Source organism: Kutzneria buriramensis (genome assembly GCF_003387475.1).
Classification (GTDB): domain Bacteria; phylum Actinomycetota; class Actinomycetes; order Mycobacteriales; family Pseudonocardiaceae; genus Kutzneria; species Kutzneria buriramensis.
The window spans coordinates 35249-51117 of record NZ_QUNO01000030.1 but is presented as its reverse complement, the minus strand read 5'-3'; the positions used below and the strand labels follow the sequence as shown (position 1 = coordinate 51117).

Below are 15869 nucleotides of genomic sequence, written 5' to 3'. Positions count from 1 at the left end.
GCCGGGGTTGTCAGGCGAGGCGGGCACCGCCGTCGATGTGGAGGGTGGCGCCGGTGAGGAAGGGGTTGGTGAGGGCGAGGAGGGCGGCGGCGGAGACGTCGGAGGGCTGACCGACGCGGCGGGCGGGGTTCTTCGCGGCCACCCCTTCGAACAGGGCCTGTTTGCCGGGGCCGTCCCACACGCCGGAGTCGATGATCCCCGGCGACACGGCGTTCACCCGCACCGGCGCGAGTTCGACCGCCAGCGCCTCGGCCAGGGCGGCCACCGCGACGTTGGTGGTGGCCATCACCACCCGCGCCGGGCTCGGTCGCCAGCCGATGAAGCCGGAGAACAGCAGGATCGAGCCGCCGGGCCGGATCCGGCCGGTGAAGTGCTTGGCCAGCAGGATGGGGCCGATCACCTTCGCGTCGAACGCGGTGTGCACGGCGTCCCGGTCCAGCTCCGCCACCGGCCCGTTGGCCGGCGCGGAGGCCAGCGACACCAGGTGGTCCGCCTCTCCCACCTCCTCGGCCAGCCGCCGGATCGAGTCCTCGTCGGTCAGGTCCACGGCCGGCGACGTCGTGCGCCCGGCGACGATCACCTTCGCGCCGGCCGCCGTCAGGTCGGCGGCGAGCCGCGCGCCGATGCCCGAGCCGCCGCCGATGATCACTACCTTCTTGTCAGTGAGGTCCATGCCCCTGACAACGCAGCAGGTAGCGGCACAAATCCCGTCAAAGCATGAAGGTTTTCGACGATCGCCATAGACTTTCCGAATGCCTACGCTCCGCGCCCTGGAATGCCTCGTCGCCGTCCTCGACGCCGGCTCGATCACCGACGCCGCCACCGCGCTGCACATGTCCCAGCCGGCCCTGTCGCACCAGCTCGCCGCCCTGGAGAAGGAACTCGGCGTCGCGGTGGTCGAGCGGTTGCCGAGGGGAGTCCGCGCCACCGTCGCCGGTCGCGCGATCGAGGCGGACGCCCGGGTGGCGCTCGCCGCCGGGGAGCGGGTCGTCGAAACCGGTCGTGCCGTCGCCAGGGGCGGGGCCGGTCAACTCCGCATCGCCTGCGCCGAAAGCATGACCGCGAGCCTGCTGGCCCCGGTGCTGCGCCAGTGGCGTCGTCGTCACCCGGACATCCGCATCGCCCTGGTCGAGGAGACGAGGGCGGACGCCCTTGTGCGGCAGCTGGAATCCGGCCAGGCCGACCTCGCCGTCGGACCGCGGCCGACCCGCTGGACAGGCCACAGTGGACTGATCGGCTACGAGGAGGTGGTGGTCGTGCTGCCCCAGGGGCATCCCCTCGCCGACCGGCCGGCGATCACGTTCGTGGAGCTCGAGAACGAGCCGATCGTGCACTACGACCCCGAGAACGGCCTCGCCGCCTGGCTGGATTCCGTTGCGGCGCACCACGGTGTGGTCCTGACGGTCGCGATGCGCACCCGGCAGGCCGTCACCGCCGCGCAGCTGGCCGCCGCCGGGGTCGGCGTCGCCATCGTGCCGCGCTCGGCGATCCACGGCCGCTTCGCCGGCGTGGCCGTGCCGATGGATCCGCCGCTCGGTCGGGATGTCGTCTGCCTGGTCGCCAATCCCTCCGACGTCGTCGCCCGCCGCTTCGAAACCGCCGTCATCGGCCGCGGTGTCAGGGTGTCTTGACAACGACCCGTGTCAGGTTAGCCTGACAACCATGACCGATCGGGACACGCCGGCCGAGCTGGCCGGGCAGATCACCAACAAGGACCCCGCCGTCGGGCTGCGGGCCGTCGTGGCGCTGCGCCGGCTCCTCGAGGAGCTCGAGCGGCTGCACGTGGACAACGCCCGTGAGCAGGGCTGGTCGTGGCAGGACATCGCCACCGCGCTGGCCGTGAGCCGTCAGTCCGTGCACGAGAAGCACGCCAACCGCCGCAAGGCAGCGAACAAGGAGGCCTGACGTGTTCGAGAAGTTCACCGACCGCGCCAAGCGGGTGCTCGTGCTGGCCCAGGACGAGTCGATGCGGCAGGGGCACGACTTCATCGGCACCGAGCACGTGCTGGTCGGGCTGGCCGGCGTGCGCGACACCGTCGCCGGGGAAGTGCTGCACGACAAGGGAGTCACCACCCAGTCCCTGCGCGACGAGATCGCCAGAGTGCTGGCCGACAGCGGCGTGCGGCCGGCGAGTCCGCAGGCGGCGACCGAGGCGCTGGCGTCCATCGGCGTCGACGTCGAGGAGATCCGGCGCAGGGCGGACGAAACGTTCGGACCGGGCAAGTTCCACTTCCCGCGGCCGCCGTTCTCGCCCCGGGCCAAGAAGGTGCTGGAATACACCCTGCGGTCCTCGGTCGAGCTGGGCAGCGCGACCATCGGCACCGAGCACATCCTGCTCGGCATGCTCGCCGAGGGGCAGGGCGTCGCGCTCACCGTGCTGCGCAATCTCGACGTCGACGTCGATTCGATCAAGCCCGCGGTGCTGGCGCGCCTCGGCGAATGAACCGATCCGGGCTCCCGTCCGTCGTGGTGGGCGGACAGGGAGGTGTGTTCCGGTGGGCGCAACCAGAACCAGGAACGCCGTGGCGGCGGCGCGCGGCACCGCCAACGGCCGGCGGAACCTGATCTTCGTGGTGGCGGTGGCGGTCATCGCCGCCGCCGTGATCGGGGGCGTGGTCTACACCCGCGCCCTGGCCGACAAACCGCAGGCCGGCGGCACCTACGCCACCACCGTGCGGTCCGACGGCACCGTGGTCGCCGGCAGCGCGAGCGCCAAGGTCACGCTGGACGTGTACGAGGACTTCCTCTGCCCGTACTGCGAGCACAACCTGGAGATCCCGTACGGAAAAGCCGTCACCAAGGCGATCGCCGACGGCTCGCTGCGCGTCAACTACCACCTGCTGGACCTCCTGGACAACGAGACCACGCCCGCCGGCTACTCGCTGCGGGCCGCCAACGCCGCCCTCGCGGCGGCCAAGGCCGGCCGGTTCGCCGAGTTCCACGAGGCCCTCTACGCCCAGCAGCCGACCGAGGGACAGGCCGGCTACACCAACGACCAGCTCGTGGACATCGGCCGCAAGGCTGGCATCACCGGCGGGCAGTTCGCCGACGAGGTCAAGGCCGGCACCTTCGACAGCGAGATCAAGTCGCAGACCGACGCCGCCCAGAACTCCGTCAACTTCAAGGGCACGCCGACGGTGCTGTCCGGCGACAACCAGGTCGACATCAGCAAGTCCGACTGGCTCACCCACCTCACCGGCGCCGCCTGAACCCCCGCGAGTCACGCTCACAGACACACCGAATGTCGGTTTCAGGCAGAAACGAGCCTCGGGTCTCCGTTCTGCACGAAACCGACATTCGGTCTGGTGCTGGGCGCGACTCGCGGGGGTGGGTCAGGGGGCTATGCGGGCCAGGTCTACGCGGGACTGGATGGCCAGTTTGCGGTAGATCTGGCGGAGGTGGAAGCCGACGGTGTGGGGGGAGACGAACAGTTCGGTGGCGACCTGGCGGTTGGTCAGCCCGTGGGCGACCAGCCGCGCCACCTTCTCCTCGGTGCCGGTGAGCGAACCCCAGCCGGTCGCCGGCCGCGGCGCCTGGTGCCAGTGCCGGCGCCGCACGCCGAGCCGGCGCAGGCGGCTGCGCACCCGGGCGGAATCCCAAGCGGCGCCGAGGGAATCGTAGAACTCCATGGCCCGGTCCAACGCGGACACGGCCTCGTCACGGTCGTAGTCGCGGAGCAACGCGCCGAGGTCCTCGGTGGCGGACGCGCGGGCCCACCGGTCCTCGTACTGCTCGGTGGCGGCGACGAGCGTCATCACGTCCCGGAAGTACAGGGCCCGGGCGTGCGCGCCGATGCCGAGCTCCTCGGCGGAGGCAAGCAGCGTGCGGGCGAAGGCCTCGTCGTCGGCGGCGATCGCGGTGCGCACACACCACGCGGCGACGGCGGGATCCTCCAATAGCAGCTCACGCCGGCGGGCGGAATCGGTGCGAACCTCGGCCAGCACGGCCAGGGCGGCCTCGGGGCCGCTACGCGCGGCGGCGATCTGCGCGGTGACCCAGGTCCGCAGCGACGACCACGGCAGCCCCTCGAACGACTGCAACCGGTCGGCTGCGGTGGCGACGTCGCCGCGCCGCAGCGCGGTCAACACCAGCACGGCCCGCAGATGCGGTTCGTACAGAGGCATCTGCGTGTCGGCGGCGACCGACACACCGGCGAGCGCCTCGGACTCCGCCTCGGCGATGTTGCCCTGGGCGAACGACGCCCACGACCGCAGCGCGAGCGGCACGCTGCCGAGCACCTTGGCGCTGTCGGCGCGGTCCTCGACGGCGCGAATCGTCGCCGACGCCTCGGCCAGCCGCCGCAACCGGATCTGCATCCAGGCATGCGTCCACTGTGGATCGAAGTACCACGGGGACTCCTGCGTGCCCGCCTTCTGCGCTGTGGCAAGGGCGTCCTCGACCCGTCCTCGCCGCCACATCCCCATTGCCCGCACGGTCAGCGACACGCCGTCCCACCCGCCGGCGACCTTCTCCGCCGCGGCGGGATTCCCGTACGCCAGCGCGGCGAGCCGCACCTGCCCGGCGCCGATCCGCGCGGCCCGCGCCACCTCTCCCTTGAGCAGCAACGCAACCGCCAGATCCTGCCCCGGCCGGGCCAGGCTCACGGCCCGGTCCAACGATCCGGAGCGGGTCAGCGCGGCGACGGCCGTGCGGGCGAGTTCGTCGCGCGAGGGCAGGTCCTGATCGGCGACCTCGAGACCGCGGACGGCCAGCGCGGCGGCGGTCTCGGGGGAGTGGCCGAGCAGCCGGTCGGCGGCGGCGCGAATGGCGAAGATGGACCGCTCGTCGCTGGCCGGCCCGCAGTGCAACAAATGCACGGCGGCAACGTCCGAGGAGGACAGTTCGGCAGCTTGCTTGTGCAGCAGGGAACGCATCAACGGCGGCACGGTGTCGAGCACCGCCCGCCACACCGGCTCCCGCCGGAACTCGAAGGCGTCCGAAAGGCAGCCGACGAATCCGGCAGCCTCCTGCAACGGCTTCAGCAGCGTCGCCGGCGGCGTGGACAGCATGGCGGCGAGGTCCTGAGGACTGAACGACCGCCCCAGCACGGCCGCCACTTGAAGCACCTGTCTTGTCGACGGGTCGAGCCGGTCGAGCAACTCCCGAACGGCTGTCCGGAAGCGTCGCGGCAGGCCGGAATCCGTGTCGATGGCCACGGTCGACACCAGGCTGGACGGCAGCGGGCCGTCGGCCAGCCGCACGATGCCGCCGCCGATCCGCAGCGCCTCGTCCGCCTGTAGACCGCGGACCAGGTCGACGATTGCCCGCGGGTTACCGCCCATGCATTCGCACAGCGAAGCGACATCTGCGTCCGGCGTCGCGTCCAACAGGTCCGTGACCACATCGGTCACGGCGTCATCCCGCAGCGGTTCGAGCTCCCGCAGCCACTCCGTGCGGGGCCCGGTCGCCATCGCGTCGAGCAGCAAGCCGTTGGGGGAGTCCAGGTCCTCGGCCCGCATGGCGAAGATCCACACGACCGGGTTGTCGTCCAGCCGGGTCATGAGACTGCGCAAGGCCGTCACGGTCAGCGGGTCCGCCCAGTGCAGATCGTCCACGACGACCAGCACGGGGCCGTGCCGCAGCTGCGTCTCCACCTGCCGCTCGAACTGCGCGGTGAGCCAGCTCAACCGGGTCGCGTCGGGAGCGACGGCGTGCGGCTGGCGAACCACGGGCAGGTCCGCGATGCCGTCTACCACAGAGAAGTCGATGGACTCGGCGACCGAAGCGGCCTCCAGCAGCAGCCGCGTCTTGCCCGCCCCCACGGGCGCCGCCAGCAGCAGCGTGCGGCGGGAACCGTCCGAGCCGGCCGCCCGCAACGCGTCCAGCACCTGGTCCAGCTGAGCGTCGCGGCCCCGCAGCGGCCGCCGGCCGTCGTCGGGGGTCCGCTGGGCCAGCACCTGCCGCTTCATGATCTCCCCCGGTCGGATCGACGAACAGCGCGGGATTGATTCGCGGGGCGACTGCCGGTGACAAATGTGAAGAATGCGATTCCTTGCCGCCTCACCTGGGGCCAAGTCAAGCAACCGCCGTCGGACAGTGTCAACGAATACTAGGAATTCCCCTGAAAAGGGCCCTGACAAGGACATAGGGCCGGACATCGCTGCCCGGCCCTACCCTTCAACCGATCGTCGGTCCTATCCGATGGACCCCCTAACCGATCGATGCCGCGTAGAGGAACCAGGTGGAGTGCGGCAGCCACTGCTCCAGCCACCGCCAGTCGGTGTTCGGGCCGGTGAACGCCGCGCCCGGGTCCCACGCGAGGCCGCGGCCGTCGTCGGACTTGCCGGTGATGCCGTTGACGATGCCGCCGGCCGAGCGCAGCCACCGCCACGAGCCGACGGTCTGGCCGTCCGCGTATTCCAGGTACAGCGGCTGGTCCCGGCCCGTGCCCTCCAGCATGCACACGTCGAACGGGTTCGAGCCGACGATCCAGTTCAGCTGGTCCTGGGCGTATGCCCGCAGCGAAGCGGCGAAAGCGCCGGTGAAGAAGGTCGCCGCCAGGCGCGCGGCCGAGGCCAGCGAGGCGAGCCGGGCGTTCTCGCCCTGCCACCAGGCGTCGTCGGTGCGCGGGGTGACGTTGTGCGGGAAGAAGAACGCGCTGTACCGGGTGCCCTTGTTGTCCTGCACCAGCTGGCGCGCGTAGCCGAACGGGTTGGGCACCTCGGCGGTGACGGTCAGCTCGAACTGCATGGCTCGCTGCACGACGCCGAGCACCTTGGCCCGCACCGCCGCGTCGGTGACGATGTCCAGGTACGTCAGCAGGCCGACCACCGGCAGCCCGGCGTCGGACGGGTGGAAGAACGGGCGGTCGACGTCGTCGGCCCGCCAGTAGTCGCGATAGCCCTGCCACGACACCAGCCGCCCGCACAAACTCGCCGCGCGGGCGTCGGCGGCGCTGCGATACGCGTCCTTCTTGGTCGCCTTGAACAACTCCGTCGCGGCCAGCAGCGCGTTGAAGTCGTCGAGGATGTTTTCCTTACCGTCATTCAGCAGTGACACGTTGTTGACGAGCAGATAAGCGAAGGCGTCTTCCGCCGCGGCGAGATATTCGGCCGACGAGTAGTCGCCCGACACCGGATACGTGCTCGACCGGGCCAGCGCCGCGATGGCCAGGCCGCCACCCTCGCGGAAGTCCACCTGTCGGGTGCTCAGGGTGCGCTTGGTCGGGTCGGCGCCGAGATCGTCGGCCTCGGGCTGGCCGACGGAGCTGTAGAAGGAGCCGCCCTTGACGTGCACGCGGGTCAGGTAGTCCGCGCCGAACAGCGCCTCGTCCTGGATCCAGCCCAGCGCCGCGACGAGATCGGTGTTGTTGCGCTTGGCCAGCTGGTCGTGCGACGCCGCCAGCGCCCACGCGGTGAGCGGGATGGACAGCGTGTTGAAGTAAGAGAGGTTGGACAACTGGGTGAAGTGCTTGCCCCAGTCGGCGGCCGCGTCGTACCAGCCGCCGTGCGCGTCGAAGGTGCCGCCGGACTTCAGCGGCAGCGCCCGGTCGGCCTTGTCGTACTGGCCGGAGCTGCGGGAGTCCTTGAAGTAGTGCACGAGGTGCGACATCGTGCGCCGCTCCAGCACGTTCGGCTCGATCCAGAACGGCTGCGAGCTCCAGCCGTCCACCGTGACCACGTACTGGCCGAGCGTGGTGACCGAGGCGAGGTCGGCGACCCAGTAGTAGCTGGGCACGGCCGGCACCTGGTCGGCGAGCCAGTCCTTGACCGGGCCGACGTAGCGCGCCAGGCCGCGGGAGACGACCTGGCCGGTGGTGTTGTCGACCACCTGGTACGGCTTGGGCGCGCCGCCGGGCTTGGCCGAGGCGATCACCACCCGCTTGGCGGCGGTCGGCTCGTAGCCGACGTTGTTGGCCAGTACCAGGACTTTCGGGCCGCCGGCGGGGCTGGGCGCGGGGAGCGCGGCGGAGCCGGCGACGGCGGCGGTGCCGAGGAGGAAGCGGCGGCGGGAAGGTGACTGCTCCGGAACGGACTCAGACATTATTTGTAAACCTCCTTTACGATTTGTCACCCTAGGTGGCCACCCGGTCACGGTCAAGGAGATGGCACAGCCCGTCCTCAGCTGGCCCACAGCTCGGCGGCGCAGTGTTGACCGCATGAACGCACGGGAGCAGGGACTTCGCAGCGCCGCCGTGGTCACCGCGGCGCTCGCGCTGGTGGGTGTCGGCGGCGCGGTGGCGGTCGCCGCCGTCGTCAGCCACTCCGACAGCGCCACCACCACGTCGACCACGAGCAACTCCGACCTGTCCACCGGCACCGAGCCGATGGCGAGAACGGGGGGATCGTGAACGCCGAGGAGTGGCCGGTCTGGAGCACCACGGCCCGCCTCGTCGTCACGGAGCCGAGCGCACTGCCGACCGCCCGCGTGCTGGTCGAGTCGATGCTGGCCGAGATCGACCTGGCGTGCAGTCGGTTCCGCCCCGACTCGGAGCTGGTGGCGGTCGGCCGCAGCAGCGGTCCGGTGCGGGTCAGCCCGCTGCTGGCGACGCTGGTCGAGGTGGCGTTGAGGGCCGCGGAGGACAGCGGCGGCGACGTCGACCCGACCGTCGGCAGCGCGCTCTGCGCGCTGGGCTACGACCGCGACCTGTCCACAATAGACGTTGACGGCACGGCAATTCAGGTGACGATAAAAGGCTGGCGCAGCGTCAAGTTGACCGGCAACACCTTGACCATACCCAAGGGTGTCGTCTTGGATCTCGGCGCGACGGCGAAGGCCTTCGCGGCGGACTGCTGCGCTCGGCTGGTCGCCGACGCCCTCGACACCGGCGTGCTGGTCAGCCTCGGCGGCGACATCGCCACCGCCGGCCCCGCGCCGGCCCGGGGCTGGCAGGTCCTCGTGCAGGACCAGCCGGACGACCCGTCCTGCGTGCTGAAGATGCCGGCCGGCAGGGCGATCGCCACCTCCAGCACCCGAAGCCGCCAGTGGCGGCGCGGCGACCGCGTGCTGCACCACATCCTCGACCCGCGAACGTGCCTGCCCGCGCAGCGAACCTGGCGCAGCGTCACGGTGGTCGCCGACCACTGCACCGACGCGAACACCCTGACCACCGCCGCCCTGGTACGCGGCGACGATGCCGTCCCCATGCTCCGGGAGCGCAACGTCCCGGCCAGGCTGGTCGCCGCCGACGGATCCGTCCGGACGCTGGGCGGTTGGCCGTGATCTGGTACATCGCGCGCGGCGCCGGCGTGATGGCGCTGTTCATGCTGACGCTGTCGGTGATGCTGGGCATCGCCACCAGGCAAGGGAAACCCCTGGCCGGCCTGCCCCGGTTCGCGATCGCCACCGTGCACCGCAACGCCAGCCTGATCGGCCTCGGCCTGGTGGTCGTGCATGTGTCGACGCTGCTGTTCGACACCTACGCCAACCTGAACCCGATCGACCTGGTGGTCCCGTTCGTCGGCTCCTACCGGCCGTTCTGGCTCGGCCTCGGCACACTCGCGTTCGACCTGCTCCTGCTGATCATGATCACCAGCCTGAACCGGGCGCGGCTCGGCCTGCGCGCCTGGAAGGCCGTGCACTGGGCCTCCTACGCCCTCTGGCCGATCGCCCTCGCGCACGGCCTGGGCACCGGCACCGACGCCGCCCAGGTCTGGATGGGCGCGCTGGCCATCGCCTGCGCCACCGCCGTCGCCGCCACCGCAACCTGGAGGTTCGTCACATGAGGCCGCTGCTCGACGCCGCCGCGCGGGACGAGGACGAGCACATCGCCCGCAACGGCCCGCTGCCCTGGCAGCGCACGCCCGGCGCGCTCATCGGCGCACTCCAAGAAGCCGGCCTCACCGGCCGCGGCGGCGCGAACTTCCCGACCTGGCGCAAACTCGCCCGCACCTCGGTCACCGACCGTCCGGTGGTGATCGCCAACGCCGCCGAGGGCGAACCGGCCAGCAACAAGGACAAAGTGCTGTTCGCGCACTGCCCGCACCTCGTGCTGGACGGCCTGCAACTGGCCGCCGAGGCCGTCGGCGCCAGCAAGGTCTACCTGTACGGACCGAAGGGCACGGTTGTCCCGCAACGCAAATCCGACCGGTTCCCGATCGTCTACGTCGAGGCGCCGGACACGTTCACGGCGGGGGAGTCCTCCGCGGTGATGGCCGCCGTCGAGGGGCGCAAACCCAGACCCCGGGACGCCTCCCGGGACGACATGCTGGTGCAGAACGTCGAGACCCTGGCCCGCATCGCGCAGATCGCCCGCTACGGCCCGAGGTGGTTCCGTCAGCACGACACGTTCCTGGCGACGATCTCCGGCGCCGTGCGACGACCCGGCGTGTACGAGGTGGACCGAACCGTTGCCGTGCACCGACTTCTCGACCTCGCCGGCGGCATCGAGCCGACCAGGGCGGTGCTCGTCGGCGGCTACCACGGCACCTGGCTGAAGCCGGACGACGTCATCGCCGACCCCGGCGCCGGTGTGGCGATCGCCTTGCACGGCAACGAGAGCGGGCTCCAGAAGACCGCCGGGATCGTCCGCTACCTGGCGTCACAGAGCACAAAACAGTGCGGCCCCTGCCGATTCGGCCTGCCGGCGCTTGCCGACGCGGTCGCGCAGCGGAATCTGCCGCAGGCGGCGCGACTCGCCGGCCTGGTGGACGGCCGCGGCGCGTGCCACCACCCGGACGGCGTCGCCCGGCTCGTCCGCAGCAGTATCGACGCGTTCGAGGAGGAGTGGTTGCGGTGAGCGAACTGCACATCGACTGGACGGCCTGCGACGGGCGCGGAATGTGCGCGGAACTGTTGCCGGAACTGGTGGCCACCGATCCCTGGGGCTATCCGCTGATCGCCGACAAACACGTGCCGCAGCACCTCGAAGAACACGCGAGGCGGGCGGCACGCCTGTGCCCCCGCCTCGCGATAAGCCTCCGAGCCGTCAGTCCACCAGCACCGGCAGCGAATCCACACCGTACACAATGGACACCTGCCGGTACGCCAGCTCCTCGGGGCTGACGGCCAGCCGCAGCTTCGGGAACCGCCGCACCAGCGCGGGATAGGCGATGCGCAGCTCCATCTTGGCCAGCTCGGCGCCGATGCAGCGGTGGATGCCGTGCCCGAACGCCAGGTGCGAGGACGAGGTCGGCCGGTCCGGGTCGAAGTCCTCCATGTCCGGGCCGAGCACCGCGTCCCGGTTCGCCCCGGACAGCGAGCAGATCACCACGTCGCCGGCCTTGATCTCCTGTCCGCCCAGCACCATGTCCTTCCGGGCGAAGCGCGGGAACGCCACCTGCACCACGGTCAGCAGCCGCAGCAGCTCCTCGACGAACGCGTTGATCGCGTCGTCGTCGGTGCGCAGCCGCTCGAACGCCGCCGGGTCCTGGAGCAGCACGATGGTGCCCAGAGCCAGCATCGACGTGGTGGTCTCGAAGCCGCCGGTGAGCAGGCCGTCGGCGATGCTGGCCAGTTCCTCGTCGTCGATGGTGTCGCCGTGCTCCTTGATGATCTGGCCCAACAGGTCGTCGCCGGGATTCTTGCGCTGCTTGGCCACCACGCCGCGCAGGTACACCAGCGACTCGGAGATCGCGCCGAGCGACGCGCTCGCGCCGCCGAACAGGTCGAAGCGGGCCGCGCCCAGGCGCTGGAAGTCGTCGCGGTCCTCGTAGTCCACGCCCAGCAGCTCGCAGATCGTCAGGCACGGAATCGGCAGCGCGAAGGTCTGCATCAGGTCCACCGGGCCGTCCTCGGCGCTGGCCTCGATGCTGTCCAGCGCGTCGGCGACGATGGTCTCGATCCGCGGCGTGAGCCGGCTCAGCCGGCGGATCGTGAATTCCGGCGTGAGCACCTTACGGAGCTTCGTGTGCAGCGGCGGGTCGGAGAAACCGAGGCCACCCGGATTCTGCTCGGCGGTGATGCCGAAATTGCCGGCGAGATTGGCGAAGTCGTTGCTGAAGTTGTCGACGGAGCCGAGCACGGCTCGGGACTCCTCGTAGCCGGTGACCAGCCAGGCGCGGAAGCCCAGCGGCAGCTTCAACCGTGTGACCGGCTCGGACTCGCGCACCCGGCGCATGTCGTCGACCGGGTGCACGCCCTCGCGCGCCAGCGGCATGAGCGCGGAATCGGGAATGAAGGGGATACGCGACAGATTGAATCCGTCCTGCCCCGTCTTCGCGATCTGCCTGCGCACGAACCACGACGTAATGCGCGAAGCGAGCTTCATCATGAATTCAAGATACCTCATGGCCCTGACCGGGCGTGCCGGCATTCGACCAACCGACACGCACCGGTCACCCGCTTGTCACGGCACCGGTCGGGGCAAGGGTTGGCATGCCAGGTCGGGTCCGTCACCGTGCTTGCGCGGCGGCAGCGCGCCGGTGCCGAGGTAGGCGGCGATCCGGTTGTCCACACAGGCATCGCCACGCGGCGTGACGGCGTGCGAGGTGCCGCCGGGCTCCGCGATCAACGACGCCCCGGGGTAGCGCCGGCGCACCTCGAGGCTGCCGGTGAAGGGCGTCGCCGCGTCCAGCGTCTCGTCGATCATGAGCACCCCGCCGACGCGCCGCCCGTCCACCGGCACGGGCTTGCCGGCCTTGGCGTGCCAGAACACACACGGTGCGTTCAGCCACGCGTTGCCCCACGCGAAGTACGGCGCCTGCTTGAAGGTCTGCCACGCGTCGGACTGCCACTGCTGCCAACTGGTCGGCCACTGCACGTCGGTGCACTGCACCGCCAGGTACACCGCGTAGCCGTTGTCGTCGCCGACGCCGTCGATCGAGGCGAACAGGGACTTCATCGTCTGCCAGTCGCCCTGGTTGACGAACTTCGACAGCGCGTTGCCCAGCGTCAGCCAGCTCAGCTGGTAGTAGGCCGACTGCTGCACCACGTCCATCAGCTCGTCCGGCCCGATCACGCCGCCGGCCGGCGCCTGCGCGGTTTTCAGGAGCTGGTCGTTGAAAACCTTCTCGACGGCCTTGTCCGTCGCGCCGAGGTGGTAGACGGCGTCGTGCTCGGCCAGCCAGCCGAACCACAGCCGGAGGTTCCGGTCGAAAGCGAGATCTTGGTCGAGGTTGTCCTGGTAGAAGACGCCGCGCGGGTCGACCGAGCTGTCCAGCACCATGCGCCGCACCCGTTGCGGGAACAGGCTGCTGTACACCTGTGCGAGGTATGTGCCGTACGAGAAGCCGTACAGGCTGGTGGTCGCGCCACCGAGGGCCGCTCGGATGCTGTCCATGTCACGCGCCGTGTCCTCGGTCCGCATGTGCTGGATCAGCGCGGGATTCGCGGCCGCACAGGCGTCGGCGTAGGTCTGCGCGCGGTCCAGCCACGCCTGCGTCTGGGTGGCGTTGAGCGGCAGGTACGACGGCCGGTTGAAATCCATGTAGTCGGCCTGGCACGTGAGTTTCGGCACGCTGGAGCCGACTCCGCGCGGATCGAAGCCGATCCAGTCGTACGCGTCGCCGGCGTGGTTGGGCAGCCGCGCGCCGGTCGCGGCGAGGTCCAGCCCGGAGCCGCCGGGGCCGCCCGGCGCCGTGATGAGCAGTCCTTGGTACTGGCTGTCCGGCACCTTGTGCAGCACGCGGGCGAGCGCGAGCTGAACGGTGGGACCGGTGGGGTCGCCGTGGTCCAGCGGCACCGTGAGCAGGCCGCACTTGGCCCCGGAGATGATCAGGATGAAGTCGTGGCACGGGCCCCAGGCGACGGGCGCGGACTCGGCTCGGGCGGCAGGAGCGAGGACGGTCGCGGCCAGCAGCGTCACCATGGCCAGGACAAGACGTTTCACGGTCGCAATTCTCGAACGGGGGGAGGGCCGTCGCGTCCGCTGAACGTCGTGAGCCCGTTGCCCCACCCGGCGTTACCGGATCGCAAACGTTCCGCACCCCAACGGGAATCATCGAGCGGTGCTCGCCTCCACAGTGGATCTGCCGTTCGGATCAAGGGGGTTGAGCCGATCAAGCTTCCGAACTAGCCTCTGCGCACTCGATCGGTCAAGGGGGTTCGGATGAGTGGAGACGGCCGAATGGCGGGTCCCGGGAGTCGGCCGCCCTGGTACGTGTTCGCCCTCGCCGCGCTGGGAGTGCTGCTCATCCTGGCGGCGCTGATCGGCTTCGGCCCGCACTCGGCGAGCGCCCCGGCCGCGACCCCGGAACCGGTACCGCAGCCGTACCGGGGGGTGGACACGCCGACGTCGACCACGACGGTCGAGTCGCCGACCACCGCCACGACCGTCGCGCCGCCCAGCACCACCACTCGCCGCGTGGTCGGCATCACGACGACCGCGCCGCCGGCCACGACCACCACCACGACGACCACGAACCCCACCCGTATCACCATTTCCGGCACGGTCATCGTCATCGGGCCGGGAAATCCGACGTACTGCTACGGCTGCGGCGGCTCCGGGGGTGGCGGGGGTCATCACTGGTGACGCACGCGCTGGTACTCTCGGTGACCGACCGACGTCGAGGGAGCCTGCGATGCGACCGAGCACGCCGCTGGTCGGCGTCTGTCCGAACCGGAGCCACGACGGTCCACAGTGGACGGTGGTGTCGTCGTGACCAGGTCCGGAATCGCACGGTGGGCGGGTTCACATTGGCGAACGCCGCCGTGACGCCGCGGTGACGACCGGCCGGGTAGAACCTCCACCATGCTCGAACGAGGCGGATAACGGCCCCGTTCGACCCGAATCATCCGGTGGTGACGCCGAATGCCGGCAAAACTGCCGGAAGCGGACTGCGGCAAGCGGTTGCCGACGCGGTGCTTCGGTTGAAACAGTTGGGTGTCCCGATCAACTTCGGTCGGCGGCGGACGGGTCAGACGTGGAGGGCTGTCATGACATCAGCACGGCCGCCGACAACGGGTCGCCGCGTACGGCCGGCGGCGACCTGACAGAGTCGCCGGTCGAAGGTCATGCCCGGTGGGCCGCGCGCCCACGATGGTCGGTGTCGGTTTTGTGCGGTCGTGGCGCATAGTTCACGCTCCGTCGCGAATCGACTTCATAACGTCTGTCCTCGGAGGTCCACTGCGGACCGAACGGAAGTACAGTGCGCTCGTGTCTTCGGTGGAGGGCCAGCCGGTTCCGGCTGACGAACAGGTGGTCGGCTCCGTGCTGCCCAAGGACCGAGACCTCGTCCGGTGGCTGCTGACGGTCGGCGCCTGCTACCTGGCCTGCGCGCTGGTGCTGGTGCTGCTCGCCGGCGACGATGCCTTGCGGGTGCTGGGTTACGTCGTCGACGTGCCGATGGCGGTGCTGGCCGGCGCCGTGCTGGTCCGGGTCACCCGGTTACGCCAGTTGCAGCGGCGGACCCGGCTGCGGCCCGCGCTGCTGGCGCCCCAGCTCGCCGCCGGGATAGCGCTTGCCGGCGTGCCGGACGTGCGGGTCCGCGTCGGCTCGCGATCGGTCGGCAGCTCGTACCGGGCCGGCCGGCACGGCGTCGTGCTGCTGAACGACACGTTGCTGGACCGCATCCCGCTGGCAACCACTTTCGTCGTCGCACACGAGCTGGCCCACCTCGCCCGGCACGACACCCTGCGGCAGACCGTCGTCGCCGTGTACCTGCTGACCATTTCCGCGCTGTCGCTCTGGGTGCTGCCGTGGCAGGTCGCCGCGGGTGTGGCGGGAATCGCCCTCGCGCTGGCCGTGACGTACACCTGGATGCGGGAGTTGGAGTGCGACCGGATAGCGTCCCGCTGCGCCGGGCAGCGGTCCGGTGTCGCCGCGATGGACGCGTTCACCAAGTGGCGGGTGCGCAACCCGCTGCGGCGGCTGTGGGGCGCGTTCAGCCACCCGCCGATGTCGTTGCGCCGCAACGCCGTGCTCGACCCGGAGCGGATGACCGGCTGGTTCGGCCCCAAGGATTGACCTATCTCCTGACCGGCTTGCCCCATCTGTCCTGGTGAGGCCGACGACGCCCGGCGCACAGTGGTGCTGCGGGCCGCCGTTGTTG

General features: G+C 70.5%; 16 protein-coding genes. 11 read left to right on the top strand and 5 right to left on the bottom strand.

Going from position 1 to position 15869, the window contains the following annotated elements:
- Positions 1-10 precede the first annotated feature (10 nt).
- Positions 11-673 carry an SDR family oxidoreductase gene (locus tag BCF44_RS50530; RefSeq protein WP_116181741.1) on the bottom strand — a complete coding sequence of 221 codons (663 nt, stop codon included), beginning with the start codon at positions 671-673 and terminating at the stop codon, positions 11-13.
- Positions 674-752: 79 nt separating this feature from the next.
- Between BCF44_RS50530 and BCF44_RS50525 the strand changes: the two genes are divergently transcribed.
- From BCF44_RS50525 to BCF44_RS50510, 4 genes are read left to right on the top strand one after another with little or no spacing between them, the layout of a single operon-like run.
- The gene (locus BCF44_RS50525; RefSeq protein WP_116181740.1) at positions 753-1631 is read left to right on the top strand and encodes a LysR family transcriptional regulator; all 879 of its coding nucleotides are present in this window, start codon (positions 753-755) and stop codon (positions 1629-1631) included.
- A 31-nt stretch (positions 1632-1662) separates the two neighbouring features.
- Positions 1663-1905 (top strand): hypothetical protein, encoded by a 243-nt coding sequence (locus BCF44_RS50520; RefSeq protein WP_116181739.1) that lies wholly within the window; start codon positions 1663-1665, stop codon positions 1903-1905.
- 1 nt (position 1906) lies between these two features.
- On the top strand, positions 1907-2443 hold the full coding sequence (locus BCF44_RS59415; protein WP_116181738.1) for a Clp protease N-terminal domain-containing protein: 537 nt from the start codon (positions 1907-1909) through the stop codon (positions 2441-2443).
- A gap of 52 nt (positions 2444-2495) precedes the next feature.
- Positions 2496-3209 carry a DsbA family protein gene (locus BCF44_RS50510; protein ID WP_170218188.1) on the top strand — a complete coding sequence of 238 codons (714 nt, stop codon included), beginning with the start codon at positions 2496-2498 and terminating at the stop codon, positions 3207-3209.
- Between the two features lie 123 nt (positions 3210-3332).
- On the opposite strand, the gene BCF44_RS50505 is transcribed toward BCF44_RS50510, so the two are convergent.
- Both BCF44_RS50505 and BCF44_RS50500 read right to left on the bottom strand, forming a co-directional pair.
- On the bottom strand, positions 3333-5909 hold the full coding sequence (locus BCF44_RS50505) for an ATP-binding protein (RefSeq protein ID WP_170218187.1): 2577 nt from the start codon (positions 5907-5909) through the stop codon (positions 3333-3335).
- Positions 5910-6150: 241 nt separating this feature from the next.
- Positions 6151-7983, bottom strand: coding sequence for a glycoside hydrolase family 9 protein (locus BCF44_RS50500; protein ID WP_116181736.1), 1833 nt, complete (start codon positions 7981-7983; stop codon positions 6151-6153).
- Between the two features lie 115 nt (positions 7984-8098).
- On the opposite strand from BCF44_RS50500, the gene BCF44_RS50495 reads away from it, so the two are divergent.
- From BCF44_RS50495 to BCF44_RS50475, 5 genes are read left to right on the top strand one after another with little or no spacing between them, the layout of a single operon-like run.
- A complete protein-coding gene (locus BCF44_RS50495; RefSeq protein WP_116181735.1) occupies positions 8099-8290 on the top strand; it encodes a hypothetical protein in 192 nt (63 codons plus the stop codon).
- Positions 8287-9162, top strand: coding sequence for an FAD:protein FMN transferase (locus BCF44_RS50490; protein ID WP_246016277.1), 876 nt, complete (start codon positions 8287-8289; stop codon positions 9160-9162). The genes BCF44_RS50495 and BCF44_RS50490 overlap by 4 nt, the downstream gene beginning before the upstream one ends.
- Positions 9159-9665 (top strand): ferric reductase-like transmembrane domain-containing protein, encoded by a 507-nt coding sequence (locus BCF44_RS50485; RefSeq protein ID WP_246016280.1) that lies wholly within the window; start codon positions 9159-9161, stop codon positions 9663-9665. Before BCF44_RS50490 ends, BCF44_RS50485 begins: the two co-directional genes overlap by 4 nt.
- On the top strand, positions 9662-10678 hold the full coding sequence (locus BCF44_RS50480) for an NADH-ubiquinone oxidoreductase-F iron-sulfur binding region domain-containing protein (protein WP_116181734.1): 1017 nt from the start codon (positions 9662-9664) through the stop codon (positions 10676-10678). The genes BCF44_RS50485 and BCF44_RS50480 overlap by 4 nt, the downstream gene beginning before the upstream one ends.
- Entirely contained in the window at positions 10603-10944 is a 342-nt protein-coding gene (locus tag BCF44_RS50475; RefSeq protein WP_342775753.1) for a ferredoxin, read from the top strand. The genes BCF44_RS50480 and BCF44_RS50475 overlap by 76 nt, the downstream gene beginning before the upstream one ends.
- Here the strand turns inward: BCF44_RS50475 and BCF44_RS50470 are convergent.
- Positions 10868-12151 carry a cytochrome P450 gene (locus tag BCF44_RS50470; protein ID WP_116181733.1) on the bottom strand — a complete coding sequence of 428 codons (1284 nt, stop codon included), beginning with the start codon at positions 12149-12151 and terminating at the stop codon, positions 10868-10870. The two genes, BCF44_RS50475 and BCF44_RS50470, sit on opposite strands and share 77 nt — an antisense overlap.
- A 75-nt stretch (positions 12152-12226) precedes the next feature.
- Positions 12227-13708, bottom strand: a complete 1482-nt coding sequence (locus BCF44_RS50465; RefSeq protein ID WP_342775752.1) for an alpha/beta fold hydrolase — start codon at positions 13706-13708, stop codon at positions 12227-12229.
- Positions 13709-13945: 237 nt separating this feature from the next.
- Here BCF44_RS50465 and BCF44_RS50460 point away from each other — a divergent pair, with 237 nt between their 5' ends.
- Both BCF44_RS50460 and BCF44_RS50455 read left to right on the top strand, forming a co-directional pair.
- Positions 13946-14350, top strand: a complete 405-nt coding sequence (locus BCF44_RS50460) for a DUF3597 domain-containing protein (RefSeq protein WP_147328988.1) — start codon at positions 13946-13948, stop codon at positions 14348-14350.
- Between the two features lie 624 nt (positions 14351-14974).
- The gene (locus BCF44_RS50455) at positions 14975-15784 is read left to right on the top strand and encodes a M48 family metalloprotease (RefSeq protein WP_147328987.1); all 810 of its coding nucleotides are present in this window, start codon (positions 14975-14977) and stop codon (positions 15782-15784) included.
- Positions 15785-15869: the final 85 nt, after the last annotated feature.

Coding starts and splice junctions, on each gene's coding strand:
- BCF44_RS50460 (WP_147328988.1), top strand. CDS start 13,946: ATGGCGGGTCCCGGGAGTCGGCCGCCCTGGTACGTGTTCGCCCTCGCC.
- BCF44_RS50495 (WP_116181735.1), top strand. CDS start 8,099: ATGAACGCACGGGAGCAGGGACTTCGCAGCGCCGCCGTGGTCACCGCG.
- BCF44_RS50480 (WP_116181734.1), top strand. CDS start 9,662: ATGAGGCCGCTGCTCGACGCCGCCGCGCGGGACGAGGACGAGCACATC.
- BCF44_RS50520 (WP_116181739.1), top strand. CDS start 1,663: ATGACCGATCGGGACACGCCGGCCGAGCTGGCCGGGCAGATCACCAAC.
- BCF44_RS50505 (WP_170218187.1), bottom strand. CDS start 5,909: ATGAAGCGGCAGGTGCTGGCCCAGCGGACCCCCGACGACGGCCGGCGG.
- BCF44_RS50470 (WP_116181733.1), bottom strand. CDS start 12,151: ATGATGAAGCTCGCTTCGCGCATTACGTCGTGGTTCGTGCGCAGGCAG.
- BCF44_RS50525 (WP_116181740.1), top strand. CDS start 753: ATGCCTACGCTCCGCGCCCTGGAATGCCTCGTCGCCGTCCTCGACGCC.
- BCF44_RS50500 (WP_116181736.1), bottom strand. CDS start 7,983: ATGTCTGAGTCCGTTCCGGAGCAGTCACCTTCCCGCCGCCGCTTCCTC.
- BCF44_RS50530 (WP_116181741.1), bottom strand. CDS start 673: ATGGACCTCACTGACAAGAAGGTAGTGATCATCGGCGGCGGCTCGGGC.